This window comes from Pseudoalteromonas sp. KJ63-1, assembly GCF_055808145.1.
On sequence record NZ_CM147855.1, the window covers coordinates 1,460,925 to 1,479,836 of the forward strand.

At 37.9% G+C, this 18,912-nt stretch carries 19 protein-coding genes; 16 read left to right on the forward strand and 3 right to left on the reverse strand.

The annotated features are described in order from the left end of the window. Positions 1 to 72 precede the first annotated feature (72 nt). The 5 genes from AC0L7Q_RS06800 (at position 73) to AC0L7Q_RS06820 (ending at position 4,270) form a co-directional block, all read left to right on the forward strand. Positions 73 to 546 carry a YehS family protein gene (locus tag AC0L7Q_RS06800; protein WP_198523111.1) on the forward strand — a complete coding sequence of 158 codons (474 nt, stop codon included), beginning with the start codon at positions 73 to 75 and terminating at the stop codon, positions 544 to 546. Between the two features lie 404 nt (positions 547 to 950). Further along, the gene (gene gdhA, locus AC0L7Q_RS06805) at positions 951 to 2,303 is read left to right on the forward strand and encodes an NADP-specific glutamate dehydrogenase (protein ID WP_409425334.1); all 1,353 of its coding nucleotides are present in this window, start codon (positions 951 to 953) and stop codon (positions 2,301 to 2,303) included. A 309-nt stretch (positions 2,304 to 2,612) separates the two neighbouring features. Then, positions 2,613 to 2,831, forward strand: coding sequence for a hypothetical protein (locus AC0L7Q_RS06810; RefSeq protein WP_409425335.1), 219 nt, complete (start codon positions 2,613 to 2,615; stop codon positions 2,829 to 2,831). Between the two features lie 220 nt (positions 2,832 to 3,051). Continuing rightward, positions 3,052 to 3,510 carry a carboxymuconolactone decarboxylase family protein gene (locus AC0L7Q_RS06815; protein ID WP_409425336.1) on the forward strand — a complete coding sequence of 153 codons (459 nt, stop codon included), beginning with the start codon at positions 3,052 to 3,054 and terminating at the stop codon, positions 3,508 to 3,510. A gap of 31 nt (positions 3,511 to 3,541) precedes the next feature. After that, positions 3,542 to 4,270 (forward strand): AraC family transcriptional regulator, encoded by a 729-nt coding sequence (locus tag AC0L7Q_RS06820; protein ID WP_409425337.1) that lies wholly within the window; start codon positions 3,542 to 3,544, stop codon positions 4,268 to 4,270. 342 nt (positions 4,271 to 4,612) lie between these two features. Here the strand turns inward: AC0L7Q_RS06820 and AC0L7Q_RS06825 are convergent, their stop codons facing one another. Next, on the reverse strand, positions 4,613 to 5,515 hold the full coding sequence (locus AC0L7Q_RS06825) for an alpha/beta hydrolase (protein WP_409425338.1): 903 nt from the start codon (positions 5,513 to 5,515) through the stop codon (positions 4,613 to 4,615). A 185-nt stretch (positions 5,516 to 5,700) separates the two neighbouring features. Here AC0L7Q_RS06825 and AC0L7Q_RS06830 point away from each other — a divergent pair, with 185 nt between their 5' ends. The 4 genes from AC0L7Q_RS06830 to AC0L7Q_RS06845 all read left to right on the forward strand — a co-directional run bounded on the left by AC0L7Q_RS06830 (position 5,701) and on the right by AC0L7Q_RS06845 (position 9,251). Continuing rightward, positions 5,701 to 6,078 (forward strand): BlaI/MecI/CopY family transcriptional regulator, encoded by a 378-nt coding sequence (locus AC0L7Q_RS06830; RefSeq protein ID WP_138608539.1) that lies wholly within the window; start codon positions 5,701 to 5,703, stop codon positions 6,076 to 6,078. Beyond that, a complete protein-coding gene (locus tag AC0L7Q_RS06835) occupies positions 6,078 to 7,433 on the forward strand; it encodes a peptidoglycan DD-metalloendopeptidase family protein (RefSeq protein WP_409425339.1) in 1,356 nt (451 codons plus the stop codon). Before AC0L7Q_RS06830 ends, AC0L7Q_RS06835 begins: the two co-directional genes overlap by 1 nt. 42 nt (positions 7,434 to 7,475) lie before the next feature. Further along, positions 7,476 to 8,144 (forward strand): alpha/beta hydrolase, encoded by a 669-nt coding sequence (locus AC0L7Q_RS06840; protein ID WP_409425340.1) that lies wholly within the window; start codon positions 7,476 to 7,478, stop codon positions 8,142 to 8,144. An 84-nt stretch (positions 8,145 to 8,228) separates the two neighbouring features. Then, a complete protein-coding gene (locus AC0L7Q_RS06845; protein WP_409425341.1) occupies positions 8,229 to 9,251 on the forward strand; it encodes an acyltransferase family protein in 1,023 nt (340 codons plus the stop codon). Positions 9,252 to 9,458: 207 nt separating this feature from the next. Here the strand turns inward: AC0L7Q_RS06845 and AC0L7Q_RS06850 are convergent, their stop codons facing one another. Both AC0L7Q_RS06850 and AC0L7Q_RS06855 read right to left on the reverse strand, forming a co-directional pair. Continuing rightward, positions 9,459 to 11,192 (reverse strand): AMP-binding protein, encoded by a 1,734-nt coding sequence (locus AC0L7Q_RS06850; RefSeq protein WP_413401900.1) that lies wholly within the window; start codon positions 11,190 to 11,192, stop codon positions 9,459 to 9,461. A 169-nt stretch (positions 11,193 to 11,361) separates the two neighbouring features. Then, a complete protein-coding gene (locus tag AC0L7Q_RS06855) occupies positions 11,362 to 11,808 on the reverse strand; it encodes a DUF3010 family protein (protein ID WP_010389888.1) in 447 nt (148 codons plus the stop codon). A gap of 374 nt (positions 11,809 to 12,182) precedes the next feature. Here AC0L7Q_RS06855 and thrS point away from each other — a divergent pair, with 374 nt between their 5' ends. The 7 genes from thrS to AC0L7Q_RS06890 all read left to right on the forward strand — a co-directional run bounded on the left by thrS (position 12,183) and on the right by AC0L7Q_RS06890 (position 18,825). Continuing rightward, on the forward strand, positions 12,183 to 14,093 hold the full coding sequence (gene thrS / locus AC0L7Q_RS06860) for a threonine--tRNA ligase (protein WP_413401902.1): 1,911 nt from the start codon (positions 12,183 to 12,185) through the stop codon (positions 14,091 to 14,093). A gap of 59 nt (positions 14,094 to 14,152) precedes the next feature. Then, the gene (gene infC / locus AC0L7Q_RS06865; protein WP_008466946.1) at positions 14,153 to 14,713 is read left to right on the forward strand and encodes a translation initiation factor IF-3; all 561 of its coding nucleotides are present in this window, start codon (positions 14,153 to 14,155) and stop codon (positions 14,711 to 14,713) included. A gap of 212 nt (positions 14,714 to 14,925) precedes the next feature. Continuing rightward, positions 14,926 to 15,126 carry a 50S ribosomal protein L35 gene (gene rpmI, locus AC0L7Q_RS06870; protein ID WP_004587840.1) on the forward strand — a complete coding sequence of 67 codons (201 nt, stop codon included), beginning with the start codon at positions 14,926 to 14,928 and terminating at the stop codon, positions 15,124 to 15,126. Positions 15,127 to 15,141: 15 nt separating this feature from the next. Beyond that, positions 15,142 to 15,504: a 50S ribosomal protein L20 gene (gene rplT, locus AC0L7Q_RS06875; protein WP_008110477.1), complete on the forward strand. Its 363-nt coding sequence runs from the start codon at positions 15,142 to 15,144 to the stop codon at positions 15,502 to 15,504. Positions 15,505 to 15,821: 317 nt separating this feature from the next. Next, positions 15,822 to 17,639 carry a M14 family metallopeptidase gene (locus AC0L7Q_RS06880; protein ID WP_413401905.1) on the forward strand — a complete coding sequence of 606 codons (1,818 nt, stop codon included), beginning with the start codon at positions 15,822 to 15,824 and terminating at the stop codon, positions 17,637 to 17,639. A gap of 1 nt (position 17,640) precedes the next feature. Further along, positions 17,641 to 18,282, forward strand: coding sequence for an MBL fold metallo-hydrolase (locus AC0L7Q_RS06885; protein WP_413401907.1), 642 nt, complete (start codon positions 17,641 to 17,643; stop codon positions 18,280 to 18,282). Between the two features lie 84 nt (positions 18,283 to 18,366). After that, positions 18,367 to 18,825, forward strand: a complete 459-nt coding sequence (locus tag AC0L7Q_RS06890; RefSeq protein WP_008110469.1) for an Lrp/AsnC family transcriptional regulator — start codon at positions 18,367 to 18,369, stop codon at positions 18,823 to 18,825. The last annotated feature ends 87 nt before the right edge of the window (positions 18,826 to 18,912 follow it).

The following is an 18,912-nucleotide window of genomic DNA, read 5'->3' on the forward strand; positions in this document are numbered from 1 at the left end:
TGTAACTCTGATAAACTGCGCCGCTATTAAACAGCTTTTTTTGCTGGGCACTTATTTTACCTGGGATTTACTTTGACAAATAACGATATTTTACGCCGTATTCGCTACACCTTTGATTTAACCGATTCAGCAATGGTTGACGTGTTCGCCGCTGCAGAGCACAGCGTCAGCACAGAGCAGGTGATTGCATGGTTAACTAAAGAGGGCGAGCAAGGTTACACCCCAATAAGTGACACCGAATTTGCGGTATTTTTAAATGGCTTTATAAATACCAAGCGCGGTAAGCGTGACGGTGAGCAGCCAATTCCAGAAACTAAATTAAACAATAATATTATTTTTATGAAATTACGTATTGCTTTAAATATGAAAGCAGAGGACGTAATTGCAACACTCGCCTTGGTTGATTTTGATTTAAGTAAGCATGAACTCAGTGCATTTTCACGTAAAGTTGAAAACAAACATTACCGTGTGTGTAACGATCAAGTTTTACGTCTATTTTTAACTGGTGTGCAGCGTACTTTTCGCCCAGATGGCGATAAAGCTTAATGTATTTTATGGAGGTTGGTAAGCAATCTCCATTTAAACCTCTTAAACTAACTCACTAAAACCCACGCTATTATTAGTCTTATCCTTCTACAACTTCAGTCTTATAAAGCATTTTATGTTGTCGCTCTCGTAAAAACGTAGAGTCGTATTTTGTTTTACTATTTTTTAATACTTTTAACGTGTTATTCATTCAAACTGGCATTCTTTAGCATACAAATTCTTTTTTTAATGGGTTTTTATACAAAAGAAACAACAATTTAATTCAACATCAAACACGTGCATCCAGTTTATCTATGATGTTAAAGTGTAAAAATAATGATCGCATAATTAATTTCTCCACTAAATAATAACATTGATCATTTTTCCTGTTTCGAATTTAAAAATACCTACATGGAAGAGTAAATATGGATTATATACACAAAACTATTTCGCAATTAAAGCAAAGTAGTCCTGCGCAATGTGAGTTTTATCAAGCTGTAGAAGAAGTGCTAGACTCACTAGAGCCTATATTTGCGCAAACCAGTCATTACCAACAACAAGCAATTATTCAAAGAATGGTAGAGCCAGAGCGCCAGTTAATGTTTCGTGTGTCTTGGGTTGATGACGAGGGCAATATTCAAGTCAATAAAGGCTACCGTATCGAATTTAATTCGGCGTTGGGGCCATATAAAGGCGGCTTACGTTTTCATCCAAGTGTGAATGCCAGCATTATAAAGTTTTTAGGGTTTGAACAAATTTTTAAAAATGCACTAACTGGTTTGCCTATAGGTGGTGGCAAAGGAGGCGCTAATTTTGATCCTAAAGGACGCTCTGATGGCGAGATAATGCGCTTTTGCCAATCGTTTATGACCGAGTTATATCGTCATATTGGTCCTACAACCGATGTACCTGCGGGGGATATTGGCGTAGGGGCGAGAGAAATTGGTTATATGTTTGGCCAATACAAACGCTTAACAGGTCGCTATGAAGGCATACTAACCGGTAAAAGTTTACTTTGGGGCGGATCGCTTGCTCGCAAAGAAGCAACGGGTTATGGCGCAGTGTATTTTGCTAACTATATGCTTGAAGATCGTGATGACAGCTTATCAGGAAAACGCTGTTTAATTTCAGGCTCTGGCAATGTGGCTATTTATGCTATGGAAAAATTATATCAATTAGGGGCCACGCCTATTGCCTGTAGTGACTCAAAAGGCACTTTGTACGATGAGAGTGGTATTGATTTAAAACTTATTAAGCAATTAAAAGAGCACTCACGAGGATGCCTGAGTGACTACCTAGATACTCACTCTCAGGCAAAGTATACGCCACGCGATGAGTACCCTCAGGATGGTCATGCTGTATGGCGTTACAGTGCGGATGCGGCTTTTCCTTGTGCTACACAAAATGAATTAACTCAAGCGGATGCAAAAGCACTACTTGAAAATGGTTGTATTTTAGTCAGTGAAGGGGCGAATATGCCCTCAACCAAAGAAGCGATTGATTGCTTTATTGAAGCAAAAATAGCTTATGGGCCTGGCAAAGCAGCGAATGCCGGTGGGGTAGCAACCAGCCAATTAGAAATGGCACAAAATGCCAGTATGCAAAGCTGGACGTTTGAGCAAGTAGATGAAAAACTTAAACAAATAATGAAAGATATATTCACAACAGCCAACGACACTGCAAAAGAGTTTGATCAACCCGGTAACCTACTTTTAGGCGCTAACATCGCTGGATTTAGACGTGTAGCCGATGCAATGATTGAACAAGGTGTAGTGTAACAGCTCGGTTAATATATAATTTTTAGTAGCTTATACCTGTTTGATAGTGACATTTAATAAGTGTTGAACGAACAGGCAGGTATGAGCGAAAGATAGTTATTGAAGTGAGGTGTCATTAGCTAAGTTATATTAAAAGGGCACTTTCGTTATTTCTACATATTCAAATAATCTACAAAAAGCATAATATTTATAACTAGCAATAGCTTACACTATTTGTTATTAATATAAGTTCATAAAATGAAGATGTTTTTCGTGAAAATAGAGAAACTGTCCTCAAATAAAGCTGTGACATGCAAAAAGGAATTTCGTATGAATATCAATGCAACAATTCTCGGCCTATTTATTTTTATATCAATGATCGTAATAACTGGTTTAAGCTTTTATCTCGGTAAACGTAAAACCCAAAATGTTAAAACAACAACCTTTATTGGTTTTTTATTGTCATTTATACCACTATTAGGTTTAATATTTGTCGCAGTTTTGGCACTCAAAAACGATGTTATAAATAATAATGACTCTACTATTTAGGTGCTTAACTTTATATAAAATCCATTTTAATTTTTCTAAAACAGTTGGTTAGGCTCTGAACCATTACATATTGAAACCACTGTTTAGTGCGCTTAATATGACGTTAAAAGGCCTAATCCAACCCCAGCTTAAATTTAAAATGAATACGTGTCGAAAATATTCAATACCTATATTGAGACAAAAGCTATCTTAGCTCCAACTACATTTAAGGAGGTGAGATATGTTTTTTCGTGCAAATTATTTTGAGCTAGCACCTAAAGCAATACAGATTCTGATGAACCAAGAAGACTATCTGCGTAAGCAATTTAGTATTTCAGAAACAGTAACAATCCCGATCTGGGAATTGATTAAACTAAGAGTGTCGCAGATGAATCAGTGTGCTTTTTGTATTGATATGCACAGCAAAGACGCATTGAGTCATGGGGAAACTCATGAACGTATTATTGGCTTAAGTGCATGGCGTAAGATGCCTTTATATTCTAAGACAGAACTAGCTGCGCTCGATTGGGCTGAATATTTGACCCTAGCTAACCCCGTAGACGAAGAGTTCTATAAGAATACGGTAGAAGTATTAGGTGAAAAAGCTGTAGTGGATTTGACCATTGCGATTAATGCTATCAATAGCTGGAATCGAATTGCTAAGACGTTTATGCCAGAGGTAGGCAGCTATAAACCGTAATAAATTATTTGAACAGGCATTTAATTTTCAGTTGTCTCAACCATCAGGGCAGCTGTCTGCGTTTGTGCAGGGGGTATGGTCAGTATCTGTACAGCACCCCCTTCCGATAGTAAAGCCGTTGTATTCTGATGCAGGCAGCGGCATTATTTTTAATCTTGTTGGTGACGTGATGATTGGCAATGAAACTCTGCCGGAAGGTGTCATTATGCTTGGGATAAATAAACAGACTGAGAATATTGTTATGCAATCTGGAGCGCAACTCTCAGGCATTCGTTTCCATCCAGCCATTTGCTATGGTGTTTTGGGACAGCATTACGACAAGCCAACGCTATTATTGCCAGAAGAAGGCCAGCTTTATAACCTTTATGGGGTTTATAATGATCTCCGAGTTCAAAAAGACATTGAAAGGCGAATTGAAACTCTGCACCGCTGGGCAGATAAAAACCTTGATTTTACCAAAGTAATTCCAGACCCTCTGAAGAAAGCACTCATGCATATCGATCAGGACGAAACGCCGGGGCAACTCAGTGCAAGTATTGATTTGAGCCAACGGCAAATTGAGCGTATTTTTAAACTTTGGCTAGAAATGACACCCAAACATTATCAGCGCATTTTAAGGGTTAAAAAAACAACCCGCTTTTTACGAACACACAAAAAAGCAAACTTAGCGGATGTTGCTCACCAATTTGGATTTAGTGATCAGGCTCATATGACACGGGAATTTCGTACTTTTGCATGTATTACGCCAGGGCAAATATAAAAGCTTTTTTAAAAAGAGACGATGGCATTAATAGCTATTTTTAAGCAACGGCCGCTTGTCATTTTTTATCGTCTGTTAGCACTAAATTTAAGATCACCAGCATTTCTAATACAAGCAATGATAGCCATTTTTTAGGTTTGCCAACATCCTCTAATTGTTTACGTTAGCTTAAGCTGGCACCCATTCTAAAAATTCAATATGTAAAAGCGGACTTGTATTTTAAATTTGGTACAGTTTTAACAGATAAATAAAGTGACTGTCTTTAGATTTTATTCACCTCATATCTAACTGATAATGCCAACTAATAAATTTGGAGTTTATTTGATAGGTAAGTACTAGCGATTATTTCTGTAATTGGTAAAATTTTACCAATCCTTTTGATAGCCCAATAGGAAAGGTCGAGTAATGATCGCTTCCTTCAACAACTTCCTCTTCTAGCTTTAATTTTTGGTAATTACGTGAGCGCAATCGATGCGCAAACTTCACATGACCTGCGACCATATCTTCTTTCATGCCATTTTCTAACGTTTCTAATGCGCCAGTTGCTATAAATACATTGGCCTGCAGGGATGTGTTTTTCTGGGCATATCTATTTTCTAACTCAAATATCCAATTATTCTTAAACCAGAGTGAAGGGCTGGTTAAGATATAAGTAGAAAACAACTCAGGCTTGGTCAACAGTACCCAAGCGGCAAAAGATCCCCCCAATGATTGCCCAGACAATATTCTTTGTTCAGTGTTAACTCGGTAATTGTGCTCAATGTACTGAAAGATTTCTTTTTCAATAAATGCTAAGTATTCAGTTGCTCCACCTGTGGTGTATTTTGTCCAGCTCTGATCAACGACAGGTGTTAAATCTCTAACTCGACTAAATTGACCGTCTTCTCCGTGAGCAAATGAAATACCCACAATAATGACTTTATCCATGTCTCGTACATGAGTGACACCAGCAGCTACTTTAAAAGTATAAGGTCCATCATTTAAGTAAAGTACAGGGTATTTTTTAGATTTATTCTCTACTAAGAAATAACTACGAGGTACTTTTATATATAAATCGTATTTTTTACCCAGCACTGTGGATTTAATTGTTACTACTTTACTGTTAGCAATTTCAAAACGATGGCCTTCAGCTAGTGCAAGATTGCTGCAAATTATATTGAGCATAAAAATTAAAGCTAAGTATTTTACAAAACACGAGGAGGAAAAATTTAAACTGAATATTGTCAAAAAAGTAGTCGGTTTCATTTTGGCTAAATCCTTTGCTATCGATAATGTTAAAGTTGAAACATTTTAGATTGATAAACAGTAACTTGATGTTCATCCAACTTTTTATCCAGTTTCAAACTCAAAGTGCGACACATGTCACGGTGTTGCGTTTTAACATACAGGATGTTAAAGTGCGACACAAGTCACATCTCTTGAGTGTTTATATGAAACCCAATTCAACAGAGTTAGAAATCCTAAAATTACTTTGGAAAAAACAGCCACGTACAGCCAAAGAAATTCATGAACACTTAGAATCAAAGTATGGCTGGTCATACTCATCTACACGTAAAACCTTAGAAAGAATGGGCAATAAAGGAATTTTAGAGGTGGGCTCCTCTGGCAACAAAAAAACCTTTAAAGCATTAATTGAGAAAATACCGACGCTAGCATCTTATATGCAGGAATTCGCAACCAATGTCTTAGAGTTAGATGAACCACTCCCTGTCACTATGTTCGCTGATAGCCGTTTAATAAATAAAGCTGAAGTCGATGAATTAGAGGAATTGTTAAATCAACTTTCAAAGGATGAAAAACAAAAGTAGTGGACTCTTTCATTATTCAATTCATTGTAAATAGTATTTTTCCTTGGCTTATATTTTCTGGGCTTGTTTATGTTTGCTCATCTTATATAACCAAGCACGATAATACCTCGCCAAGTATTTGGTGGTCTGCGCTTTTAGCCAGCTTTTTACCTTTTATTCCTTTATCTCTTGGCACTATTAATATACCTATCCCTGATTTGGATTATATAAGCTCTAGTTTGGAAAATGCACAAATAGTAAAGCAAGCCAGTATCACCCATGTAAGTTTGCAGAAGATGGATTTAGTCGCAACAGCGCTAATTGCTGGTTACTTTGGTTTTACCAGCTTAAAACTCGTTAAATTATTGCTTGTATGGCAGAAACTCAAAAGCTTAACGAGATCTTCTGAATTAATAAATGAGCTGTCGACTAGTAAGGTGGAGATTGTCATTTCCTCGCAAAACCACAGCCCTTTTGTCATTGGTATAACAACACCCTATGTTGTACTACCTCATTATTTTTCATCCTTAAATAAAGATCAGCAAAGCATTTTGATTCAGCACGAGCTAACCCATATTACAAACAAAGATCATATTACGATTCTTTTATGGAGGGTCTTATGCATCGTTTTATGGATAAACCCATTTGTTAAAAAGATGGAATGGCAGTTTATTCGCGCTATGGAGCATAGGTGTGATAGACATACAATATGTCGCTTTAATCTCAACAAACATGATTATGCTAAGGCACTGCTGCAATCATTAAAAAAGAGCATTCAATTTGGTAACAACAATCCAGTCGCTCAATTTAGTTCTGCTGTGCTTTGTGCTGATGATTACAAAGCGAGGCTTTCAAACATTGCTTCGCCATCGAGTAAAAGCAAACTTGCTTTAACTTTTAAGTTCTCCTTAATGATACTGGTTATTTTTAGTCTGCATACATTTTTAAAAGACCCCGCAATGACAGGGAAGCTCACTTGGCAACATCCACTAAATAGCCATACGATCAGCTCAACATTTCGTAGCATAAGCAAGGTCAGAGATTATAAACCGCATAGAGGTATAGACTATGTTGCTCAAAGAGGAAGCCCTGTGCTGTCTGCTGCAGATGGAATCATAGTTGTTTCAGGTAACAAAACCTTGCATTCGAACTATGGGAATACTGTATTAATTCAACATAAAAGTGGCTATCAAACGTTATATGCGCACCTAGAATCGAGTGACGCTAAAGTCGGCTCTTGGGTTAAAGCAGGGCAGGTTATCGGTATCATTGGTGATACAGGTAAAACGACAGGGGTTCACCTGCACTTTGAAGTAATTAAAGACAACCAAAGAGTTGATCCGAGTTTAGTACTTGGTGCTAAAGTTGCAAGGTAATTACTTATATTTCAAATGCTTATTAAATTATAAAGGTATGAGATGTTTCAAAAACAGCTGTTTATTATTTTTACTTTCCTTTTTAGTTCATTTAGCTATGGTGGCAAAGTATATGAGAGCCTCCCAGACAAAGTAAATCCATCAGATCACTATGTTTTTTATTCTCACGGATTAATTGTAGAGGGTACAGATCCCACACCTACCCATGAGCGTTGGGGGCAATATAACTTTCCAGCGATTAAACAGGAACTTGCCGACTCAAGCTATTATTTAATTGCTACTCATCGGCCAGCTAAGACTCACCCTTTTAACTACGCTCAACAGCTATCTAAACAAGTAACTAAATTACTAAAAAATGGCGTACCTGCGAGCAATATTTCGCTAGTTGGCTTTTCTCGCGGCGGGTTTATTTCGGCAATTACATCGAGCCATTTAAAAAACATGGATATTAACGTTGTTATCTTAGCAGCTTGTACCAGTGGATTAGCTAAAAAAGCAGAAATAGCTATTTATGGTCATTTATTTTCAGTCTATGAAACTTCTGACTCTGTTGGTTCATGTGACGATGTCGTTGCTAGGAGTATTGATACTGTTAGTTCTTACACAGAAATATCTATTTCAACGGGTAAAGAACATGGCGCTTTTTTCACACCGAGAAAAGAATGGATAGTACCCGTTAAAGCGTGGCTCAAACGTAAAAAGCTTCAGTAGTATCGTATAAGCCTAAGTTCACATAGCCGATAATTCAATTTAAACAATTTTAAAAAATAATAAGCTAAGGATTACATCAACTTCATGGAAATTAGAAAATTAAATTCTCTAAGAGCTTTAGCTGCCCTTATTGTATTTGTTACCCACTTTTCAGATATTACTCATTGGTTAAATGGTTCCCTAGGCGGCGGTTCAGGAGCCTATGGCGTAATGTTATTTTTCCTTCTTAGTGGGTTTTTAATGTCATTTCTCTATTTAGATACCAAATTTAGCAGAGCGAACATTAAACGATACGTATTAGCTAGAGCCGGACGAGTTTTACCTCTGTACCTTGTAATTGTTTTTAGCTCTTACTTATTAACTCAAAATAATTATGACATTTTATACAACATAACTGATCTTAATTCGCTAATAGGTCACCTTTTGTTCATGCATGGTGAAAGCGTACTTTGGACAATTCCACCAGAAATACAATTTTATATAATCTTACTCGTTTTTTGGTTTTTAGCAGGCGATAGAAAAGGGTATATATATTTGCTAATTGTGACTTTTATGATGTTTTGGTACTTGGCTGACTTCCCAAGAGTATTTGGTGAAATTAAAAGTATTCATTACAACATATTTAGTACTTTAAGAACGTTACCGTACTTTTTTATTGGCGTTATATTTGGTTTGCATTACAAATTATTTAAAGTGCCGAGTTATATGAAGAGCAACTGGTTTATATTAGCTTTGTGTTTAATACCTTTATTGTATCCTGAGTTTTCACCTATTAACGAGGGAGACAAGAAAAGAATGTGGCTTAGTTATGAAGTTCTATTTGTTATGAGTACAGTATTCTTTTGTGTTGTTTTTTTAATCCCAGACAACAATATTTTTTTAGCAAATAAGGTTGGTGACTTTTTAGGTAAAGTGTCTTACTCATTTTATTTATTACATATGCCTATTATTGGAATGGTGAATGAGTTTAATTTAAATATTGAACTTAAACTGTTGCTATCACTAAGTCTGAGTGTTTTTTTTGCGCATCTATCGTACGTATTGTTTGAAAGGCCTATTGCAAATAAAGTTAGAAGCGCTTCAAATAAAAAGAAGCTCAACATTTAGATTTTACACATTTAAGCAAGCTAGAATGTTTATTACACTGGACTTTGTTGTTTATTCTGCTCCATATCACTAGGTGCGAAAGAAAATAGAGAGTTTAAAATTCGAAATACGCATCTTCTAATGTTGCTGAGCCTTAGGTTGGTAATTTATATTTAAAATACAATGCAACGTTTAATCGTTGCATTGTAATAAAGTAGCCGTTAATTATTACGAAAATGCAGATTCGGCGAGCTCTTCTTGCATTTGTTCGCGCATTTTAAATTTTTGCAATTTGCCGGTTACCGTCATCGGGTAATGTTCAACAAAGCGAATGTATTTAGGTTGTTTAAAGTAGGCGAGTTTGTCTTTTAAAAATAATCGAATTGCTTGCTCATCAAGTACTTCACCTTCTTTAGGCTGGATCCAGGCACACACTTCTTCGCCAAATTTTTCATCGGTAATACCAAAAATCGCCGCATCTTGTATCCCTGGGTAGGTGTATAAAACCTCCTCAATCTCACGGGGATATATATTTTCACCACCGCGAATAATCATGTCTTTAATTCTGCCAACAATACTAACAAAGCCTTCACTGTCCATTACCCCTAAATCGCCTGAATGTAACCAACCTTGATCATCGATAGTGGCTTTGGTTTTTTCTTCATCATTCCAATAGCAACGCATAATGCCAGCTCCACGGCTACAGACTTCACCGGGTTGGCCTATTTTTTGAATTTCACCCAGTTCATCAATAATTTTTACTTCAGTGTGTGCAAGTGCTCTTCCTACCGTGGTGACTTGACGTTCAATTGATGAGTCGGTTTCAGTGATATTGTTGATTGGGCTACACTCTGTTTGTCCATAAGCTATAACGACTTGGTTCATATTCATCAGTGTTTGTACTTTACGCATGACTTGTTCGGGGCAGGTTGAGCCTGCCATAACGCCGGTTCGTAATGTACTTAAGTCATAATCACTAAAGTTATTAAGCTCTAATTCGCTTATAAACATAGTAGGCACGCCATGAAGCCCGGTACATTTTTCTTGTTGTACCACCTCTAATGTGGTTTTTGGATCGAAAGAATCACTTGGATAAATAGCTGCAGCGCCTTTACTTACGCACAATAAGCTGCCTAAAACCATGCCAAAGCAATGATAAAGTGGTACAGGGATACACAGCTTATCATGTTCAGTAAAATGCATTGCTTGGGCAACAAGCAGTGCATTATTAAGAATGTTTTTATGCGTTAGCGTAGCCCCTTTAGGGTTTCCTGTGGTGCCAGAGGTAAACTGAATATTAATGTCTTGATTGCAATTGAGGGTTTTAGCCACAGCTTGAAGTTCTAACTGGTGGGCTTCTGAGGGTAAAGCGAGTACTTCATTAAATGAAAACATGCCATTTACTGGCTCATCACCTATGCAAATTACATTTTTTAATGAAGGAAGCTGAGCGGCTTTTAATTCCCCTTTTTGGCAGCTATCTAGCTCTGGGGCTAAGCTTTGTAGCATATTAATATAGTGACTGCCCTTAAACGCTGTGGCAGTAATAAGCGTGGAACATTCAACACTATTAAGGGCATATTGCAGTTCATTTGGGCGGTAAGCTGGGTTAATACACACCATGATTGCGCCGATTTTAGCCGTTGCAAATTGAGTTAAGCACCACTGTATATTATTAGGTGACCAAATACCGACCCTATCACCGGGCTTTACCCCTAATGCCAACAAACCCATAGCAAGCTGATCAATCTGTTGCTGAAATTCCCTATAGCTTAAGCGAATATTTTGATGGGCAACAACAACTGCCAATGCCTCCGGGTTATTGTCGACAATTGTGTCAAGGTATTCTCCAATAGTTTGCTCTATTAGCGGTGTGCTTTGACTCCCCTTAAAATAACTATTTGATAGCGGTATAGTGTTTATTTGTTCTACTTCTTTTAGCACTGTTTGTGTCGCTTTCATGACATTCTCCATGTTTTTATCTATCCAAGGCTTGTTGATTAAATAAACACGAATTGTCGACAAAGGGAAGAGGGTTAGACTAATGTCTTACACTTGTATTTGAAAATTTAGACATAAAAAAACGCGTAATATTGAGCTATTACGCGTTTCTACAAAAAGGGAAATTAATTTACATTTCGTCGCTGCGGTAGGTTTTTTTCATGATATAAACGTAAGCATTAACGAATGCATTTTCTTGATATTTTTTAAGGCCAGTGTCTTCGAACGCGATAGGGATTGGGTTGCGTTTTACTTGCTCTTTTATTTCAGTAGTTGAAAACACGCGAACATCGAGGTTGTCGATTAATTGAATAGCTGTTTCCATTTTGAACCCTTTAGCGCTACCTGCAAATTTACCTTTAGGCTGGCGTTCGCGAATGGCAACAGAATCAATTTGGTAATCTTGCATTAGTTTTGCAAAATCAAATTGAAATTTACGCATTATTTCAGTGTCGTTACCGTTACCTAAGGTAAAGCGTGTTTGGCGCACGTCACGAATATCAAAAACGTCGTTATCTTTACTTAAAATACAAAGTAGTACATCGCTACCGGTAATTTCTACACCACATGTTCTCATTGTTAATCTCTACTATAACTTAATTACCGGTTATTATACGCAACACGCATTAAAATGCGAGTTTAAGCACTTTGCGTAGTGTTTTAATATAGTGCTTTACGTTAATTTGATGCGGCGTAACTGAAGAAAAGTTATTAATTACATATTTATGTTAAAAATGCGTGTTTTTTAATAGCTTAAAACTTGTAATTAATGCTACAGCACGCGACAATATCTTTTTTGTAGTTGAGCAGACTCAGCATCTACATTAGCCTTTTAGGGCGAAAAATAGTCAATGCTTATTCGTAAAAGCGTTGTCGAGTCATTCTCATTTAATTAATTAAAAAATACACGTGATACATTGTAGGTGTCACCACTGTATGTAAGGATTTATAATGCCAGTTATTACTCTCCCTGACGGTAGTCAGCGTAGTTTTGAAAACCCTGTAAGCACGCTTGATGTTGCAAACGATATTGGCCCTGGTCTTGCTAAAGCAACCATCGCCGGCCGTGTTAATGGCGAACGTGTGGATGCATGTGATTTAATTTCAGCCGACTCTCGTCTTGAAATTATTACAGCAAAAGATGACGATGGTTTAGAAATTATTCGCCATTCTTGTGCCCACCTAATTGGTCATGCAGTTAAGCAACTTTTCCCAGACGCTAAAATGGCGATTGGTCCTACTATCGATAACGGTTTTTACTATGATATTGATATGGAACATTCGTTATCTCAAGATGATCTTGATGCGATTGAAAAGCGTATGTTACAGCTTGCAAAAACAAACTACGATGTAGTGAAAAAAACCGTTAGCTGGCAAGAAGCACGCGATACGTTTGCGGCGCGTGGCGAAACATACAAAATAGAAATTCTTGACGAAAATATTGCTCAAGATGATCGTCCAGGCTTATACCACCACGAAGAATACGTAGATATGTGTCGTGGACCACACGTTCCTAACATGAAATTCTGTCAAAACTTCAAAATTATGAAGGTAGCAGGTGCATACTGGCGTGGTGATTCTGAAAATAAAATGCTGCAGCGTATTTACGGCACAGCGTGGGGCGATAAAAAACAACTTAAAGCGTACTTAAAGCGTTTAGAAGAAGCTGAAAAACGTGATCACCGCCGTATTGGTAAAGCACTTGATTTATGGCACTGGCAAGAAGAAGCGCCAGGCATGGTATTTTGGCACAACGATGGTTGGAGCATTTACCGTGAATTAGAAGAATTTGTGCGTGAAAAATTACGTGAGTACCAATACGAAGAAGTAAAAGGTCCAATGATGATGGACCGTTCGTTATGGGAAAAATCAGGTCACTGGGAAAAATATTCAGAAGCCATGTTTACTACGGAATCTGAAAAGCGTGAATACGCAATTAAGCCAATGAACTGCCCAGGTCACGTACAAATATTTAACCAAGGTCTAAAATCATACCGTGATTTACCACTGCGTATGGCTGAGTTTGGTTGTTGTCACCGTAATGAGCCATCAGGCGCACTTCACGGTTTAATGCGTGTGCGTGGCTTCACTCAGGATGATGCGCATGTATTTTGTACTGAAGAACAGGTAATGGACGAAGTGTCAGCGTGTATTAAGATGGTTTATGATACATATGAGACATTCGGTTTTGAAAAAATTGTAGTTAAGCTTTCTACTCGCCCTGAACAACGCATTGGCGATGATGACGTATGGGATAAAGCTGAGCTTGCACTTGCTGATGCACTTAAAGCAAACGACATTGAATTTGATTACCTACCAGGTGAAGGGGCGTTTTATGGCCCTAAAATTGAATTTACTTTGTACGATTGCTTAGACAGAGCGTGGCAGTGTGGTACAGTGCAGTTAGACTTTGCATTACCTGGTCGTTTAGGCGCAACATATGTGGCTGAAAATAACGAACGACGTACGCCTGTTATGATACACCGCGCTATATTAGGGTCTATTGAGCGCTTCATCGGTATTTTAACAGAAGAATATGCTGGTTTATTCCCAACGTGGCTTGCGCCTAAGCAAGTGGTGATTATGAATATCACCGATAAACAAGCACCGTATGTTCAGGAAATTGTACAAAAATTAAATAAACTTGGAATTAGAGCCGCTGCTGACTTGAGAAATGAGAAGATTGGCTTTAAAATCCGTGAACATACACTTAAGCGTATTCCTTACTTATTGGTTGTTGGCGACAAAGAAGTTGAGCAACAAGAAGTAGCAGTACGAACTCGCACAGGTGAAGACCTAGGCAAATTTAATGTCGATGATTTTGTAGCTAAAATCAGTGAAGAAATCAAAAATCGACAGTAAAAATCGAGCGTGTAGGGCAAGCAAAAATAGCCAGCTACACGCTTATATTATTGATATTCTTGGAGGAACGTACTATTAGAGGCGGCAAGAAAGGGCAACAAACAGCTCAAAAAAATCGTATTAACGAAGAAATTACAGCGCAAGAAGTTCGTTTAATCGACATCGACGGCGAACAAGCTGGAATTCAGTCATTAAAAGACGCGCAAGCTATGGCTGATGCAGCGGGTGTTGATCTTGTAGAGATCAGTCCAAATGCTGAGCCGCCTGTTTGTAAGGTTATGGATTACGGTAAGTTCATCTTTGAAAAAAGCAAAGAACTAAAAGAGCAGAAGAAGAAGCAAAAGCAGATCCAGATTAAAGAAATCAAATTCCGTCCTGGCACGGATGAAGGTGACTATCAGGTTAAGCTACGCAACTTACGTAAGTTCTTAGAAGCTGGCGATAAAGCTAAGATAACTATCCGCTTCCGTGGTCGTGAAATGGCTCACCAAGAAATTGGTATCGAATTATTAAACCGTATTAAAACCGATTTAGAAGAATTAGCAGTTGTTGAATCTTTCCCAAATCGTGTTGAAGGCCGTCAAATGGTTATGATGATGGCGCCGGTTGCTAAAAAGTAATAATTAGGCGATAATACGCACCGAATTTAGCTCAGGTTTGCAAGTGATGTGTAAATGTCCACCTGAGTTAACCGGTTTTAAAGTAAAATTGCGGTATTTATATCGGGTTTTCACCGGAACATAGCAGTAAGTTAGGCCTTTAAAGTGGAGCTATAGCAATATATCTCACGCCTTCTTACTAATTTTAAAGCAATACAATTGGAGTTATTGCAATGGCTTACAAGCTAAAAAGTCACAGAGGCGCAGCTAAGCGTTTCAAAAAGACTGCTTCTGGCGGTTTCAAGCGTAAACAAGCGCATCTTCGTCACATTCTGACTAAGAAAACTTCTAAGCGTAAGTTACACCTACGTCCTAAGATGATGGTTCATAAAAATGACCATGGTCTAGTTTCACGTATGTTACCATTCGCTTAATAGGGGTTTTTAGAAATGGCAAGAGTTAAACGCGGCGTTGTCGCACGTGCACGTCACAAAAAAGTTTTAAAACAAGCGAAAGGTTACTACGGAGCACGTTCACGTGTTTACCGCGTAGCTTTCCAGGCTGTTACTAAAGCGGGTCAATACGCTTACCGTGACCGCCGTGCTAAGAAACGTACTTTCCGTCAATTATGGATTGCACGTATCAATGCTGCTTCACGTCAAAATGGTCTGTCTTACAGCCGTTTTATCAATGGTCTTAAAAAGACATCTGTAGAAATCGATCGTAAGATCCTTGCAGATATCGCTGTTTACGACCAAGTTGCATTCGCAGCGCTTGTAGCAAAAGCAAAAGAAGGCCTAGCGGCAGCTTAAGTTTTTGTATAAGTATTGAAAAGGAGCCTATGGCTCCTTTTTTTGTGTCTGTAATTTACTGTTTAAGTTGTGTAATACCTTTTAATTTCACATATTTATTCAACTTAAATTACCCACCCACAATTTTAGGCTGGTACTTTATTGCTCTTCAGATTGATATTTATTACGTTTCTATCAGAACTTGACTAGGGCTTGAGCAAATAATCAAAGGAAACTGCAATTGGCTGCATTTTTTTGTTGAACTACCGCAGTTTTGGCATCTAAAAAGCTTTAATTGCTATAATTTTTATTAATTAATGCGTTTGCTAGAGAAGTATATGTTTATAAGTTTATTGGTTTTATCTGCAAGTATGGCGAATAACAGTCATTTACCGCCATTATTACCATGGGAAGGTGCGAGCACGTCGCTATTGCAGCAACAAGGACCTTTAACCACAGACTTTGAAATTTCTACAGGAGTCTCGTCTCCAAATTATGCTGATACCATGGCATTTGTTGATAGGTTAGTAGCAGCTAATCCCACTCAATTTAAATCAAAAACGATTGGCTACAGCAATAGTAAACGTGCAATAAAAATGTTGATTGCCAGCGAACAAGGCTTTTTTGATGCTGGGCAAATGGCTAACAGCACTAAACCAACTGTGCTTATTCAGGCTGGTATTCACGCCGGTGAGATTGATGGTAAAGATGCAATGTTTATGTTGCTTAGAGATATTGCCACGGGTAAACGTCGCGATATATTAAAAAAGGTAAACATTTTATTTATTCCCATTCTTAATGTCGATGGGCATGAACGCAGTAGTGCATTTAATCGAATCAATCAGCGCGGCCCAGTAAAAATGGGTTTTAGAACAAATGCTAATAACCTTAATTTAAATCGTGATTTCACTAAATTAGATACCCCCGAGGTTAAAAGCGTACTTACAGTCATTAATGATTATAATCCGAATTTATATATAGACGTGCATGTGACTGATGGGGCCGATTACCAATATGATGTAACCTACGGCTATAACCCAGTATTTGCTAGCGAGTCGCCCGCTATTTCGGATGCACTCAACCGTTACTTTAAACCTGTTATTGATCAAACCTTAACTGATCAAGGACATATCCCTGGCCCTTTAGTGTTTGTTATGGATAAACAAGAATTTAAATCAGGGTTAGCAGGTTGGGTGGCGACGCCTCGTTTTTCTAATGGCTGGGGTGATTTAAGATCATTGCCAACTATTTTAGTCGAAAACCATTCTTTAAAACCCTATAAGCAACGCGTGCTAGGGACTTATGTATTTATAGATGGTGCTATTGAAGCGTTAGCAACCCATAAAGATAAACTTGCCAATGCGGTAAAAAAAGAACAGCAATTTGTGCCTAAGCAATTAATTGTTAAACGTGGCTACGCTGATCAAGCTGATCATATCAAATTTAAAGGCATTGCTTATTCTAAGAATTTGAATGCTTTATCAAATCAGCAAGAAGTAAGATATTTAGGTAAAAAGCAAGATTATGACAAGCTGCCTATTTTTTGGCAAAAAGAAGTACAGCACACGGTTGAAGTCCCTAAATCGTTTTTTATCCCGCCAGTGTATACCGATATTATCGAAAAGCTTGCTTTACATGGGGTATCAATTAATAAACTCAGTGGCGCCAATACTCAGCCGTTAAAAATGGCAAAAGTGGCGCAATATAGCTTTGATAAAGCACCATTTGAAGGGCGATTTAGAGTGTCGGCACGTTTTAACTATGAACCGGCGACAAATGTCGATTTAGATGGTTGGTTTGAGGTTAGCACCCAACAAAAAGCAGGCGAGTTAGCCGTGCATTTATTGCATCCAGAAGCACCTGACTCTTTTTTTGCATGGGGTGAGTTTAATACAATTTTTCAGCGAACAGAGTATATGGAAAATTACGCATTGCTCCCATTTGCTGAGAAAATGCTCAGAGATGATCCTAAATTAGCCGAAGTATTTAATAAAAAACTGAAGCAAGATAAAGCATTTGCTACTAATCCTGAGGCGCGTTTAAATTGGCTCTATGAGCAAAGCCCGTTTTACGATCAAGCTTATTTAAAATACCCAATTTTAATGTCATATGAACAAGATATAGTTATTCCAGCGCAAAAAGATAAAGAAATATAAGATGAAAATAATCACAATTCCCGTTACGCAGTTTATGCAAAATTGCCGAATTATAGTATGTGAGCAAACCCAGCAAGCTGTGGTGGTTGATCCCGGTGGTGATGTTGACAAAATTAATGCAACACTAACACAGCATAACCTGAGCTTGTCAGCAATATGGTTGACCCATGGACACTTAGACCATGTGGGTGGTGCTCATAGTTTACGTGAACAACACAATATAAAGATTATTGGCCCACATAAGGATGAGCGCTTTTGGTTTGATAACTTACCAATGCAAGCCACAATGTTTGGATTTAAACCTATCAGTGCTTTTTACCCAGATGAATGGCTAGCACATGGTGACACCATACAAGTTGGCTTGCTTGAATTTAAAGTACTGCATTGCCCTGGGCACACCCCAGGACACGTTGTATTTTATCAAAACACGCACAGCACCGTTATTGTCGGTGATGTTATATTTAAAGGCTCAGTCGGGCGTACTGATTTTCCAAAAGGAGACAGTAAGCAGCTTATTAGCTCAATACAGGCCCATATAATGACGTTGCCACTGAGTACCGTAATTTTAAGTGGTCATGGTGAAGATACCGATGTCGCCAATGAGAAGGCAACCAATCCGTTTGTAAGTGGTCAGTTTGGTTGATGCGTTTAATTATTAAAAATATGCAGACTGCTTTTTAAAAAGGCTGTATAATTTAACCAATTTATTAGATAAATAAGAAATAAAATGTCTCTAAATCACGTAGATCGCCAAATATTGGCACTTTTACAACAAGATGCAAGTTTATCAACCGCTGAAATTGCAGATAAAGTAGGCTTATCTCAGTCTCCTTGTTGGCGTCGTATTGCTAAATTAGAACAAGATGGCTACATCAAAAGTAAAGTCGCATTGCTTGATGAAAAAAAGCTGGGCTTTGATATGTTGGTTTACGCCCATGTACGTTTATCAAACCATGGCAAAAAGAATCTAGCCGAGTTTGAAAAACTGATACTTAGCTATGATGAAGTGACTGAATGTTACACCATGGCGGGTACTATGGACTTTATGTTGCGTATTATCTCTCAAGGCATAGAAGGTTATGAGCACTTTGTACGCGATAACCTACTTAGCTTAGAGTACGTACAAGAGGTTCATTCTAACGTGACCATGACCTGTGTAAAACGTAGTACCGCCTTACCACTGTAAAATAAAAAATAAGCCGATGATAAACAAATCGGCTACATTAACTATAATTGTGAAATGAGCGCTAATTTGATAGAATTCAGCGCTTTT